The organism is Aeromonas sp. R10-1 (genome assembly GCF_040908465.1).
Taxonomy (GTDB): domain Bacteria; phylum Pseudomonadota; class Gammaproteobacteria; order Enterobacterales; family Aeromonadaceae; genus Aeromonas; species Aeromonas caviae.
Map to the genome: position 1 here is coordinate 226,691 of NZ_JBFODT010000024.1, position 13,575 is coordinate 240,265.

The 13,575-nt window shown below is 65.0% G+C and carries 10 protein-coding genes; 5 read left to right on the forward strand and 5 right to left on the reverse strand.

Annotated features, from left to right (window positions below; all coding sequences use genetic code 11):
* Window positions 1-18: 18 nt before the first annotated feature.
* The gene (locus AB5Y93_RS12555) at window positions 19-2,055 is read right to left on the reverse strand and encodes a glycoside hydrolase family 3 N-terminal domain-containing protein (protein WP_319872727.1); all 2,037 of its coding nucleotides are present in this window, start codon (window positions 2,053-2,055) and stop codon (window positions 19-21) included.
* A gap of 231 nt (window positions 2,056-2,286) precedes the next feature.
* Here AB5Y93_RS12555 and AB5Y93_RS12560 point away from each other — a divergent pair, with 231 nt between their 5' ends.
* Window positions 2,287-3,297, forward strand: a complete 1,011-nt coding sequence (locus AB5Y93_RS12560; RefSeq protein ID WP_368229480.1) for a helix-turn-helix domain-containing protein — start codon at window positions 2,287-2,289, stop codon at window positions 3,295-3,297.
* On the opposite strand, the gene AB5Y93_RS12565 is transcribed toward AB5Y93_RS12560, so the two are convergent.
* The gene (locus AB5Y93_RS12565) at window positions 3,277-4,212 is read right to left on the reverse strand and encodes a LysR family transcriptional regulator (protein ID WP_043156112.1); all 936 of its coding nucleotides are present in this window, start codon (window positions 4,210-4,212) and stop codon (window positions 3,277-3,279) included. The two genes, AB5Y93_RS12560 and AB5Y93_RS12565, sit on opposite strands and share 21 nt — an antisense overlap.
* Window positions 4,213-4,342: 130 nt before the next feature.
* Here AB5Y93_RS12565 and AB5Y93_RS12570 point away from each other — a divergent pair, with 130 nt between their 5' ends.
* Window positions 4,343-5,101, forward strand: coding sequence for an SDR family NAD(P)-dependent oxidoreductase (locus tag AB5Y93_RS12570; RefSeq protein WP_368172818.1), 759 nt, complete (start codon window positions 4,343-4,345; stop codon window positions 5,099-5,101).
* Window positions 5,102-5,196: 95 nt separating this feature from the next.
* Here the strand turns inward: AB5Y93_RS12570 and AB5Y93_RS12575 are convergent, their stop codons facing one another.
* A complete protein-coding gene (locus AB5Y93_RS12575; protein WP_368229481.1) occupies window positions 5,197-6,630 on the reverse strand; it encodes a glycoside hydrolase family 1 protein in 1,434 nt (477 codons plus the stop codon).
* A gap of 163 nt (window positions 6,631-6,793) precedes the next feature.
* Here AB5Y93_RS12575 and AB5Y93_RS12580 point away from each other — a divergent pair, with 163 nt between their 5' ends.
* Window positions 6,794-7,711 (forward strand): LysR family transcriptional regulator, encoded by a 918-nt coding sequence (locus tag AB5Y93_RS12580; RefSeq protein ID WP_128297473.1) that lies wholly within the window; start codon window positions 6,794-6,796, stop codon window positions 7,709-7,711.
* Between the two features lie 101 nt (window positions 7,712-7,812).
* On the forward strand, window positions 7,813-9,387 hold the full coding sequence (locus AB5Y93_RS12585; protein ID WP_368229483.1) for a diguanylate cyclase: 1,575 nt from the start codon (window positions 7,813-7,815) through the stop codon (window positions 9,385-9,387).
* A gap of 81 nt (window positions 9,388-9,468) precedes the next feature.
* Here the strand turns inward: AB5Y93_RS12585 and AB5Y93_RS12590 are convergent, their stop codons facing one another.
* Both AB5Y93_RS12590 and fdhD read right to left on the reverse strand, forming a co-directional pair.
* The gene (locus tag AB5Y93_RS12590; RefSeq protein WP_368229484.1) at window positions 9,469-11,766 is read right to left on the reverse strand and encodes an FdhF/YdeP family oxidoreductase; all 2,298 of its coding nucleotides are present in this window, start codon (window positions 11,764-11,766) and stop codon (window positions 9,469-9,471) included.
* The gene (gene fdhD / locus AB5Y93_RS12595) at window positions 11,750-12,535 is read right to left on the reverse strand and encodes a formate dehydrogenase accessory sulfurtransferase FdhD (protein ID WP_045524794.1); all 786 of its coding nucleotides are present in this window, start codon (window positions 12,533-12,535) and stop codon (window positions 11,750-11,752) included. The genes AB5Y93_RS12590 and fdhD overlap by 17 nt, the downstream gene beginning before the upstream one ends.
* 161 nt (window positions 12,536-12,696) lie before the next feature.
* On the opposite strand from fdhD, the gene AB5Y93_RS12600 reads away from it, so the two are divergent.
* Window positions 12,697-13,575 (forward strand): LysR family transcriptional regulator, encoded by an 879-nt coding sequence (locus tag AB5Y93_RS12600; protein ID WP_336581152.1) that lies wholly within the window; start codon window positions 12,697-12,699, stop codon window positions 13,573-13,575.

Genomic DNA, 13,575 nt, shown 5'->3' on the forward strand with positions numbered 1-13,575 from the left:
ACAGAACATCCCTGTCCGTCAATAGGCCAGACCGGCCCCGTAGGGATAGAGCGGGCTTTGTGAGTCCTTGGCCACGTCCGGGGACTGGGCCAGCACCGCCTGCCAGCTCGAGGGCAGCTCGAAGGGGAGCTTGCCGCGTGCCTTCTGGGTGCCGCTCATGACATCGAACAGGGCCTGATCCAGGGCACCGAAGTTGGCGAGCAGCACCCGGGCCGCCGGGGCCACCTCGGTCAGGATGGCGGGCCTGTCCAGATAGACGGAGAGCACCAGGGGCACCCCGGCCTGCTCGATGGCCTGGATGGCGGCATAGTCATCCGCGCCGCGGTAGACCCCTTCATGGGCCGTCTCCTGCACCACCTGATCATTGCTTGCAAAACCGAGCTGACCGAAGTGGATGCTGCCAAACGGGAAGCGGGGATCCTGCTCGCCCGGGGCGTTGACCCGCACGATGGCAAGCTCCGCGTCGGCCAGGTTCGTCACCACCGTATAGCCGTTGGCCCTGGCCACCTCGGCGTTGACATTGTGCAGATAGACCCGCTTGCCGTCCGCCTTCAGCGGCAGCAGGGCCCCCTCGTTCTTCAGCAGCACGTGGGACGCCGCCTGGGCGGCCTGGGCTTCCTGCTGGAACTCGGCCTTGCCCACCAGGGCCACCGCGGCCTCGGCATCCACATAGGGATTCTCGAAGAGCCCGAGGGCAAACTTCTGTTCCAGGATCCGCTCGGCCGAGGTGGTGATGGCCGCCTCGGTCACCAGACCGCTCTGCACCGCCGCCAGCAGGGGCGCCGGATCTTCCACGCCACCGAACTGATCCACCCCGGCGTCGATGGCCTTGGCATAACGCTCGGCCTTGGTGAGCTTCTCCACGCCCCAGGACATGCCAAAGGGCACGGTCCAGGGGCTCACCCCGGCATTGACTTCATCCTGGGTCAACCCCTGCTCGCAGCGGCTGTCACAGTCATTGACGATGCCCCAGTCGCTCAGCACCACGCCGTCAAACTTGAAGTGGCCCCGCAACAGATCCGTGATGATCTGTCGGTTGAAGCCAAACCCCACCTCCTCGACGGGCTGCCCATCCTGGGTCAGGCCCAGGGGCATGGCGTAATAGGGCATCACGGCGGCCACCCTGGCCTCGAAGGCACCCTCGAAGGGCACCAGGTGGTAGGCAAACTGGCCGCCGGGGTAGATCTGCTCCTTGCCCCAGGGGTTGTGGGCATCCAGCCCGTCCTTCTGGGGACCGGCCCCGGCGAAGTGCTTGACCACGGTGACCACGCTCTCCTTGCCTATCCCCTCGCTCCCCTGCTGGAAGCCCTCGATGTAGGCCTTGACCAGGGACTTGGCGAGCAGGTTGTCTTCCCCGAAGGTGCCGTTGATGCGGCCCCAGCGCGGCTCGGTCGCGAGATCCGCCTGGGGCGAGAGGGCCTCGTGGATGCCGACGGCACGGTACTCCTGACGGGCGATGTCGCCAAAGCGCTGTACCAGGGCGGCATCACCGATGGCGGCCAGCCCCAGGGTCTCGGGCCACTGGGAGAAGGCCCCGGCACCGATGCTGGTGGCGTTGGGATCATGGGTGAAGTGGTTGCGGGGATCCGTGCTCACCGTCATGGGGATGCCGAATCCCACCCCTTCCAGCAGGGCCTGCAGGGTGTTGTTGTCCGCGGCGATGGCCGCCGGATCACCGGCCATGCGGGTGATGAAGGTGTTGACCCCGTCCTCGCGCAGCATCTTGTCCATGGCCGCGAGGTTCACCCGCCCCGCCCCGTCCAGCACCAGGGTGCCGTGCATCATCAGCCCTGCCTTCTGGGCCAGGGTGAGCCTGCCCACCAGATCCCGGGCTCGCTCGGCGGCGCCGAGGCGCCAGTCCTCGTAGGGGGTCAGGGTGCCGCTGCCATCGAGATCCTTGAATTGCAGGCCGTCCTGCTCGATGAGGGTGACGGTGCGGTGGCCCAGAACGGGCTGCTCGGGCTTGGGGGTGGAGTCGTTGTCGTTGCACCCTGCCAGCAGCAGGGCCCCGATGGCGAGGGCGACACGGGTTCGGGAGAGCGAGTGGTGTTTCATTGTTGTTATCTTCCTTGTGTGTGTAGGAGTCGCCACTCTATGCAAAAGCGGCCCCTCTCACTTGCCCGTCGGGTGCAGGAAGTTGCCGGTTGGGAGCAGGATTGAAAAGTGTGAAAAGGGTTGCAGGGTTACCCTTGGTTACAAATCTGAAACATGAAAGCGGCGCTGGCTCACGGCAATCCGCCGCCGTTGGCCGATGATGGTGGGCCACCGCTGACAAGGATTTTTGCCGTGAAGACCGTCTCCAACCGGATTGCCCTGCACTGCCTCAACCACTGTCAGAGAGAGGGACGGGATCCGGCCCAGCTCCTGCAAGAAGCCGGTATTGCCAGAGAAGAGTTGCTGCTCCCCCATGGGAGGATCGACGCCCAGCGCCACTTCCGGCTGCTGGCCGGGGCAGCCCCCCACGTGGATCTGGCCCTCGACTGGACGCCCCCCTCGCTCTCGGGTCTCTTTGCCGACTTCATGTCGCTGGCGAGCCTGTGCTGCAACGCCGCCACCCTTCGCCAGGCCCTGCACTTCTTCCTCGCCTACCGCCCCCTCATCGGCGAGAGCGACGAGATCCGCCTGCAAGAAGAAGAAGGACAGGCCAGGATCAGCTACCACTCGGAGTCCGATCACCCGGACGTCATCGCCCTGAGCAGCCTGGCCAACCTCTGCCACCTCTATGCCCTGCTCCAGTTCTACCACCCGGGCCAGGGGCTGCTGGTGCTGCCCACCCCGGTACGCCCCAGGCTGTGGCGTGAGCTGGCAGGTTGGCTGGAAGGGCGGTTGCAACAGGGGGCGGCCTTCGAGCTGCGCTTTCCCGCCGCCTTGCTCGATCTCGCCCACGGGCAGTGCAACCTGCCCCTGCAACCCCTGCTGCTCGGGGAGCTCGACCGGCAGATGGCCCAGCTTCGCCCAAGCAGCCGCTACCGGGACAGGGTGATGGCACTCATCCGCCAGCAGCTGTGGCAAGAGAGCGCCGAGGCCTCCTCTCTGCTCGATGGGGTGTGCGAGCACCTCAAACTGACCCGCTGGACCCTCAACCGCCATCTGCGGGAGGAAGGGTGCCACTTCTCGGGCCTGCTGGAGCGGGTGCGCCGGGAGGAGGCCTGCCGCCTGTTGCAGGATCCCGCCCTCCCCCTGCAGACAGTGGGGGAGCGCCTGGGTTTTGCCCGCCAGAGCAGCTTTACCCGCTTCTTTCGGGAGGCGTTTGCCCTCTCGCCGAGGGAGTTTCGCTCAAGGCGCAGCCGCCTCTGAGGCGCCCCCGAGATGGGCGGCGAGCAACCCCGCCAGCCAGTGGATGAAGAGCTGGACCCTGGGGGCCAGTTGGCGGCGATGGGCATAGAGGGCGTGGATGGGGAGCGGTGGCGGCTGCCACTGGGGCAGGATGCTCACCAGCTCGCCCCCCGCGAGCAGGGATTCGACCCCCACCCGCGGCATCTGGATGATGCCAAGCCCCGCCAGCGCCGCCGCCAGGTAGGTCTCGCTGTCATTGACCATGAGGGCCCCCGCCATGGGCAGCAGGGCGCGGCGGCCATCTTCCGCCAGGTATTCAAAGCCGGGCTCGCTGCGCCCCTGCCCGGCACCAAACCCGGGACCATAGTGCACCAGCCGGTGGCCCGCCAGATCCCCAAGGGTACGGGGCACCCCGTGGCGAGCCAGGTAGCCTGCGCTGGCACAGTTGATCTGGCGATAGTGACCAAGGGGCCTGGCCACCAGGCTGGAGGGCTCAAGCCCCCCGACCCGCACCACGCAGTCAAACCCCTCGCGCACCAGATCCACCCGCCTGTCCGTGCTGCTCAGCATCAGTTGCAGGGCGGGATGCTGCGCCAGAAAGTCCGGCAGGGCCGGGATCACCAGGTGGCGGGCCATCCGGCTTGGCATGTCGACCCGCAGTTGTCCCGAGATCTGCCCCCCCTGGCGAAACAGACCGTCAAACTCCTCCATGTCCGCCAAAAGCTCCCGACATCTGGCATAGCAGAGCTGGCCGTCCGTGGTGAGCTGCACCCGCCGCGTGGTACGCAGCAGGAGCCGGGTCCCCATGCGCTCCTCCAGCCGGCGGATGGCGGCAGAGAGGGTCGCCTTGGGGATGCCCGTCTGCTCGGCACAGCGGGTAAAACTCTCCAGCTCGGCAACCCGCACGAAGGCTCTCATCGCATCCAGTTGATCCATGGTCTGATTGTCTCGATAAACGGAACAGTGATTCTATTATCACGCTATTTATCCAGTTTAAAAGGAACAATACAGTGATCCGGTCGGCTCGTATCGAGCCTGTGTCCGCCACCCTGACAGGAGTCATACCATGACCAGACCCATAGCCCTCATCACCGGGGCCAGCCGCGGCCTTGGCAAGCACGGGGCCCTGGCCCTCGCCGCCAAAGGCGTCGACCTCATCATCACCTATCGCAGCCAGGCCACAGAGGCGGAGGCGGTGGTGACCCAGGCCCGCGCCCTCGGCGTTCGGGCCCATGCCCTGGCTCTGGACGTGGGAGAGAGCGCCACCTTCGCGGCCTTTGCAGAGGAGGTGACGCAACTGCTCGCCCGGGAGTGGCAGCGCACCCATTTCAACTTCCTGGTCAACAACGCCGGGATCGGCATTCATGCCAGCTTCGAGCAGACCACGGAGCAGCAGTTCGACACCCTGCTCAACATCCACCTCAAGGGGACCTTCTTCCTGACCCAGGCGCTCCTGCCCCTCCTGGCAGACGGCGGTCGCATTCTCAACCTCTCCACCGGTCTCACCCGCTTCGCCATGCCGGGTTATGCCGCCTATGCCGCCATGAAGGGGGGCGTCGAGGTGCTCACCCAGTATCTGGCCAAGGAGCTGGGCCCCAGGGGCATCGCGGTCAACGTGCTGGCCCCCGGCGCCATCGAGACCGATTTTGGCGGCGGCGTGGTGCGCGACAACAAGGGAGTCAACGACTTTCTCGCGAGCCAGACCGCCCTTGGCCGGGTGGGTCAGCCCGACGACATCGGTGGCGCCATCGCCGCCCTGCTCTCCGATGACTGCCGCTGGATCACCGCCCAGCGCATCGAAGCCTCGGGCGGCATGTTTATCTAGGCGGTCATGGTTGTCAGCTGCACAAACAAGGAAGGCCCCCTCCGATGAGGGGGCCTTCCGGCATTGGGCAGACGAGGTGCGGCGCACCGGGTCCGTTACAGGGTCTTGCCACCGCTTGCAATGACCTGGCTGTACCAGTGGAAGCTCTCTTTCTTGATGCGACGAAGAGACCCTCCCTGCTCGTCCCTGTCCACGTAGACAAAGCCGTAGCGCTTCTGGTAGCCGTTGAGCCAGCTCAGGATATCGGTGAAGGACCAGGCGCAATATCCAATCAGCTCGACCCCGTCCTGCATCGCCTCCCGGCACGCCTTGAGGTGGCTGTGCAGATAGGCGATACGGTAGTCGTCGTTCACCTTGTCCCCGGCTTCCAGCTTGTCGAACTCCCCCAGGCCGTTCTCGGTGATCATCAGCGGCAGGGCGTAGCGGGAGGAGAGCCGACGCAGGGCGATGCGCATCCCGGTGGGATCGATGGCCCAGTCCCAGTTGCTGGTCTCAAGGTGCGGATTGGGGGCCGTCTTGTAGAGGCCGGGAATGCCGCTGGAGGGCGTAGTGCCCTTCTTGCCCGTGGTGTTGATGCGCTGCATCGTCTGGCCGCCGAGGGGGTTGTCGGTGAAGGTCAGGGTGTAGTAGTAGTTGACCCCGATGTAGTCGGGGGTGCCTTCGCGCAAGAGCTCGAGATCGCCCGGCAGGATCTCCGGCGCCTCGCCGGTCTCCCGCAGATAGGCGAGCGCCGCCTGGGGGTAACGGCCGAAGCAGTAGGCATCCAGCCACCAGAGGTTGGTGAACTCCTCGGCATTCTCGAACGCCAGCATGTCGCTCGGGGCGCAGGAGGCCGGATAGGCGGGGGAGTACGCAAAGCTCGGCCCGATCAGGCCGTTTGGCACGTGCTGGCGAAACGCCTTGATGACCCGGGCATTGGCGAGAAACGCGATGTGGTTGGCGGCGAAGAAACGCTTCCTGTCCTGCACGGCGGGAGGATGGGTGCCAAGCTGGTAGGCGTTGGTCAGGTTGTAGTTCTGCTCGTTGAGCGACACCCAGTACTTCACCTTGCCGGCGAAGCGCTGATAGAGGGTCACGCAATAGCGCTCGAAGTCGTCGATGATCCGCCTGTCTTCCCAGCCGCCATACTCATCCTGCAGGGCCTGGGGAAGATCCCAGTGATAGAGGGTCAGCACCGGCTCGATGCCGTGGGCCAGCAGGGCGTCGATGAGCCTGTCATAGAAGGCGAGCCCCGCCTCGTTCACCTCGCCACGCCCCGTCGGGTAGATGCGCGGCCAGCTCACCGAGAAGCGATAGGCCTTGAGCCCCATCTCGGCCATCAGCGCCACGTCTTCCTCGACCCTGTGGTAGTGATCCACCGCCACGTCGCCGTTGCTGCCCTCGAAGGTCTTGCCCGGTAGCTTGGTGAACAGATCCCACACCGAGGGGCCCTTGCCGTCTTCGTTCCAGGCCCCTTCCACCTGGTAGGCGGCGGAGGCGGCGCCCCAGAGGAAACCGTTCGGGAAGTCATTGAACTTGTGATGATGCATCTGGTGTTGCTCCTTCTGCGCGGATGGCGGGGGCCATCCCGTGATACGTCGGCCCCGTACAGGGGCCCGAAATGAGTTGGCACCAGCATCCAACACTTCTAGAATTCCGTCCAATGACAATTATGGCCACCTATCATTCCCATCTGGAATCAAGCGAGGCACCATGGAGTTGAGAGACCTGAAAGCCTTCGTCACCCTGGGGGAGGTATTGCACTTTGGTCAGGCGGCGGCGCGCCAGCACGTCACCCAGTCGGCCCTGAGCAAGCAGATCCGCCGGCTGGAGGCGGACCTTGGTGGCGAGCTGTTCGAGCGCAACGCCGGCAGCACCCGGCTGACGGTGCTCGGGCGCGCCCTCTACGCCGACGCCTGCACCCTGGTGGCCCAGAGCGAGCAGCTCGCCCGCAGCGCCCGCGACGTGCTGGCGGGCCACGCGGGTACCCTGCGCATCGGCTTCGGGGTCGCCACCAAGCTGCTGGTGCCCGCCGCCATCGCCCGTTTTCGGGCCAGCCGCCCCGGGGTCGCCATCGAGCTCAACGATCTCTCCACCCATCACCAGTTGCTGGCGCTGGCGGAGGGCCGCCTGGATCTCGGCTTCTGCCGCCTGCCCGCCCCCAAGGGCTGGCCGGTACTGCCCGTGGTGCGCGCCCATTTCGTCGCCGTGCTGCCCGCAGGCTATCAGGGGGTAGCGGGGCTCGCCGATCTGCAGGAGAAGCCGCTCGCCATCCTGCGCCGGGACAAGGCCCCCTCTTTTTACGATCAGTTCATCCATTACCTCGCCCAGAGCGGCCTGCGCTTTCAGGACATCCAGTACGTGAACGACTTCGCCGCCGGCATCGCCACCGCGGCGGCCGGCATCGCCTGGACCCTGGTCCCTTCCTCCACCACCATTGAGCATCCCGATGTGCTGACCCTGCCCCTCGGGGAGGCCGACGCGAGCTGGATCATCGGGCTCATTCGCCCGCCGGGCAACGACAATCCCCTCGTCGCCCCCTTCTGGCAGACGGTGGCGGAGCTGGCGGATCCCGCCCTCACCGGCCTCATGACGACAGGGGACGGGGCTGCCGCCCGGGATACCCCATGAAAGGGAACCATTCGAGAATCACATTAACGATGGCATTGGGCGGTCACCCCCCTTAAAATTGCCGCACTGCCCCGACGCCACGACAAGGATCCGTTTCGTTCATGCACTCTCACTGGCTGCTGAGGTTTGATCTGCATCGCCTCATCCTTGCGCTGGCCGTCATCGGCGTGCTGGCTACCTTTGGCAACAGCTTTTACGCCATCTATCAGGCACAAAGACAACTGCTCATCGACAGCACCCTGGAAGCAAACCGGGTCTATGCCACCAAGCTCGCCGCCTCCACCGAGACCATGCTGCGCTCGGCCCAGGGACAGCTGGCCTATGGCGCGGCCCGGCTCGCCCCCTTGCTGCAGGGCAACGACCTCCATGGACTCGAGGAGGTGGCAGGCCAGTTGCGCCAGCAGACCAACACCTTCAACTCGGTGGCCATCGTGAACACCGACTCCGTCATCGTCGCCGTCTCTCCCGAGGCATTGCATGTGAAAGGGGTCAAGCTCACCTCAGCCAATGCGAGCCGGACCCTGGCAAGCCAGCAGCCCCTCATCGCGGATCCCCTGGTCTCCCTCACTGGCAACTACCTCATCAGCCTCTCCCACCCCATCTTCTCGGCAGACAAGCGCTACCTCGGCTATGTCGCCGGCACCATCTATCTGGAGTCCGCCAGCGTGCTCTCCAGCCTGCTGGGGCAGCACTACTACCAGGATGGTTCTTATCTTTATGTGGTGGACCGCCAGCGCACCCTCATCTACCACCCGAACCCGGAGCGCATCGGCCAGAAGATTGGCAAGAACCGGGTGGTGGATGCGGTGCTCAAGGGGCAGGATGGCGCGCAAAGCGTACTCAACTCCCGGGGCAGCGAGATGCTGGCAGGCTTTGCCCCGGTGGCGGACGCAGGCTGGGGGGTGGTGGCCCAGCGCCCCCGCAGCGCCACCCTGGCCGGTCTGGATGAACAGATGCTGGAGATCCTCAAGGGGATGATCCCGGTCACCCTCTTCATTCTCTTCGTCATCTGGCTCTCGGCCACCATCATCGCCAGGCCCTTGCGGCAACTGGCCAACCGGGCCGGACTCATGGATCAGCAGGGGGCCGCCACCAGCATCTCGGGGATCCGCGCCTGGTATTTCGAAGCGGCCCAGTTGAAGCAGGCCATCCTCAAGGGGCTGGGGCTGCTCAACACCAAGATCGACAAGCTGCACACCGACAGCCACACCGATCCCATGACGGGCCTGTTCAACCGCCGGGCCATGCAGCAGATGCTGGACGAGTACGAGGTCGAGCGTCAGCCCCTGACGGTGATTGCCCTGGACATCGATCACTTCAAGGCCATCAACGACCGCTTTGGTCACGACGTGGGGGATGCCGTCATCGTCTCCCTCGCCACCCTGATGCAGCAGGATCTGCGTTCCGATGCCGCCTTGTGTCGAAGCGGCGGCGAGGAGTTCCTGCTGCTGCTGCCCGGGGTCTCCCTTGCACAGGCGCAGAAGATCGCCGAGCGCCTGCGTACCCGGGTGGCGAGCCACGACATGGAGGTAGCTGGCCACATCACCATCTCCCTCGGCGTCGCCCACTGGGGAGCGGATGCCACCAGCATCGCCGCCGTGCTCAAGGAGGCGGACAAGGCGCTCTATGATGCCAAGAACCAGGGCCGAAACTGCGTGGTGGTGGCCCTGGGCTGATCGGCCCAGGCTTTGCCGGGCACCGCCCGGCCATAAAAAACCCCTGCCATGGCAGGGGTCGGACGGTATCCATATGAGGGATCAGAGCGTGACGGCCAGGCTCTCGACCGAGGCGGCGCTCGGGGTCACCAGTACGGGCACCGATTTGGAGGTGGGGGTGAAAGAGCCCTCCCCTATGCTCTCGATGGCCACCAGGGGGTTGGTCTCCGGGTAGTAGGCGGCGATGTTGCCTTTCGGGATCTCGTAGAAGATGACGCTAAAGCCCCGCACCACCCGCTCGCGCCCGTCGTTGCACACCGCACTCATGTCCACCCGCTGCTCCTCGGCGAGCCCCAGCCTCCTGGCATCCTCCTCGTTCATGAAGACCACGTTGCGTCGCCCCTTGATGCCGCGATAGCGGTCATCCATGCCATAGATGGTGGTGTTGTACTGATCGTGGGAGCGCAGGCTCTGAAGCAGCAGCACGGGCTGGTCCACCATCTGCTCCGCGTGGCTGGTGCACTCGGGCAGGATGGAGTCCGGCAAACGGCTCGCCCTGAATTCGGCGCGCCCGCTCGCGGTGTTCCAGCGCAGCAGGGCGGCGCTGTTCTCCAGATGGAAGCCGCAGGGCTCCTCGATGCGGCGGTTGAAGTCGCCAAAGCCCGCGATGGTCTCCTCGATGAGATCCCGCAGCAGCCCGTAGTCATCCCGCAGCGCCAGCCAGTCCACCCGATCGCAGCCAAGCGTTGCCTCGGCCATGCGGGCCACGATGTCTATCTCGGAGAGACAGAGCGGCGAGACCGGCTCGTTCATCCCGGTGGAGGCGTGCACCATGCTGAACGTGTCCTCCACGGTGATCTTCTGCACCCCGGTGCGCTGCTGATCGAGCTCGGTACGGCCCAGGCAGGGCAGGATCAGGGCATCTTTTGACACCATGAGGTGGCTGCGGTTGAGCTTGGTGCTGATCTGCACGTTGAGCTCGCTCCTTCGCATCGCTTCATAGGTGAACTCGGTATCCGGCGCGGCGGCTGCCAGGTTGCCCCCAAGGCAGATGAGCACCTTGCTCTTGCCGCCATGAAGGGCTTTGAGGGCCTCGTAGACGTTGTGCCCCGGCGTGCGCTTGAAGCCCACCGGGAAGCGGCGCTCCAGGCGATCGAGGAAGGTGGCACTGGGTTTCTCGTTGATCCCCATGGTGCGGTTGCCCTGCACGTTGCTGTGACCGCGCACCGGACAGAGTCCGGCCCCCGGCTTGCCAATCTGGCCGCACATCAGGTGCAGGTTGACGATTTCGCGAATGGTGTCGACCGAATGCTTGTGCTGGGTGATCCCCATGGCCCAGCAGCTGATCACGCTCTCGCTGCTTGCGAAGATCTGCGCCGCCCGGGTGATCGCCTCCCGACCGAGGCCGGATTGCGCCTCGATCTGCGTCCACTCCGTGGCCTTCACCTGGGCCAGGTAGTCGTCAAAGTGCGCGGTGTGCTGCTCGATGAAGGCGAGATCGATGCGCCCCCCCTCCTCTTCCAGGATGTATTTCGCCATGCCGCGAATGGCCGCCATGTCACCGCCAAGTTTTGGCGTGAGGTACTGGTGGCTGATGGTGGTGGCCGCCGGGGTCAGGAGCTCCGCCGGGCTCTGGGGGCTTGCGAAGCGCTCGAGGGCCACCTCTTTGAGGTTGTTGAAGGTGACGATCTGGCACCCCTGGCGTGCCGCCTTGCGCAGGGCGTTCATCATGCGCGGGTGGTTGGTGCCCGGGTTCTGGCCAAAGACGAAGATGGCTTTGGCGGCGTCGAAATCATCGAGCACCACGGTGCCCTTGCCCACCCCGACGGACTGGATAAGCCCCACCCCGCTCGCCTCGTGGCACATGTTGGAGCAGTCGGGGAAGTTGTTGGTGCCATAGAGGCGGCCAAACAGCTGATAGAGGTAGGAGGCTTCGTTGCTGGCGCGTCCCGAGGTGTAGAACTCCACCTCGTCGGGGCTGGCCAGGCTCTTGAGTTTGTCGGCGATGAGGGCAAACGCCTGATCCCAGCTCACCGGCTCGTAGTGATCGGTGGCCGGGTTGTAGCGCAGGGGCTCCGTCAGTCGCCCCTGATATTCGAGCCAGTAGTCGCTCTGGGTGGCGAGACGGCGCACCGAATGCTCGGCGAAGAAATCGGCCCCCACCGTCTTGCCGGTGGATTCCCAGGCCACCGCCTTGGCGCCGTTCTCGCAAAACTGGAAGGCCCCCTGCTTGTTGTCACCCCAGGCGCAGCCGGGACAGTCGAAGCCGTCGGTCTGGTTGACCCGCAGCAGGTTCTTGATGTTCTGGCGGGTCTTCTGGCTGCGCAGCACCTGCTTGAAGGTGGACTGCAAGGAGGAAAAGCCGCCGGCCTTGGCCGGTTTTTCAATATGACTGGACATGGGAGTCTCCAACGTGATCCTGGGCGCGGGGGCTGGCATAGCAGACCGGGGCATCGGATCGGGGCACATGGATCAGGGTCAGGTTGTACTTCAGGGCCAGTCGCACCGCGAGCTGGCTGGGGGAAGCAAGGCTGATGAGGTGAGCGGCACCAAATTGCACCGCCTTGTGAATGAGTTCGCTGCCGCAGCGACTGGTGATCACCAGGGTGGCGGCCTGCACCGGCTGGCGCAGCTGCATGCCGATGAGCTTGTCCAGGGCGTTGTGCCGCCCTATGTCCTCCCGGCAGGCCAGGATCTCGCCGCGATCATCCAGCGCCAGGGCGGCATGAAGGGCGCCGCTCTGGCGGGCCTTGCTCTGCCAGGGGACGATGCGCTCCCGCAGATCCTGCAAAGAGGCGGTGTCGAAGGGGGCGCCCGGGGTCAGCGGGGTGAGCACGGGCAACGCATGTTCGATGGCCTCCACGCCGCAGATGCCACAGCCGCTGGCACCGGCCAGGCGGCGCTTGCGTTGACCCAGCACAGCCAGACAGCGGTTGGCGATGGTGACATCGAGCACGATGCCGTGCTCGGACGGGGTGCTCTGGATATCGTGTACATCGTGGTTGCCCCCGATGATCCCCTCGCCAAACAGAAAACCGATGGCGAAATCGTCGAGATCGTCCGGGGTGGCCATCATGACGGCATGGTTGATGCCGTTGATGTTGACGGACACGGCCACCTCCTCCACCAGCTCATCCAGACTGGGCAACCGTGAATTGAAAGGGATCATGCGAGACGCTTATAAGCTGTATTCGGGCCTCAAGTTTAGATAAGCCGCCGCGCCAAAACCAATGAAACAAATCTATTCACCAATAGATAACTTCTATTGCCATCGGGATGTCGATTGATTAAATTTGTCGCTCATTGCCTTTTCCTGCTGCCATTACCACGATGAATATCAAGCAGTTGCACTATTTCTATGAGCTGGCCCAGCACCGTCACTTCGCCAAGGCGGCTAAGGCTTGCTTCATCACCCAGCCGACCCTGTCGGCCAGCATCACCGCCCTGGAGAAGTCACTTGGCACCGAACTGGTGGTGCGCAACAGCCAGTTCGTAGCCCTGACCCAGGCGGGGGAAGTGGTGCTGCACCACGCCGAGCGGATGCTTCAGGAACAGGATACCATGCGCCAGGAGCTCAGCCTCTTTCGGGGCGGGCTGTCGGGCGCGCTGCGCATCGGCGTCGTGCCCCAGTCGAGCATCGACATCATGCCGCTGCTCAAGGGGTTCAATGACGCCTACCCCAAGGTGGGCCTGCACCTCTGCGTGATGACCCATGCCACCCTGATGGAGCAGCTGGATCTGCATCGCATCGACATCGGGCTCGGCTTTGACGAGTTGCTCACCGAGCATCAGCGCCGGGCCCTCGACGTCCAGCTTCGCCACCCCAACCCCATGGCCCTGCTGGGCCCCCTGCCTGCCCACTGCGCCCCGACCGGGCCGCTGACCCTGGCGGACCTGCAAGATCTCCCCCTGATCCTGCCAAGCACCACCATGCAGTTTCGCCGCTACCTGGACGAGGCCGCCGCCCGCCAGCAGATCAGCCTGCGGGTGGTGCTGGAGACCGACTCCCTGTTCCACCTGGTCAACGGGGTGAGCCACGGCCTCGGCTGCGCCGTGGTCAGCGCCGGCATCGCCGCCACCGCCCAGCAGCTCTTCAAACTGCCCTGCCATCCCCTGAGCGATGCGAGCGCAGGCACCATCGCCTTCATCACCCGAAAACACAGTGTCACCCCCGCCATGAAGGCGTTTCTCGCCAAGGCTGGGGCATGA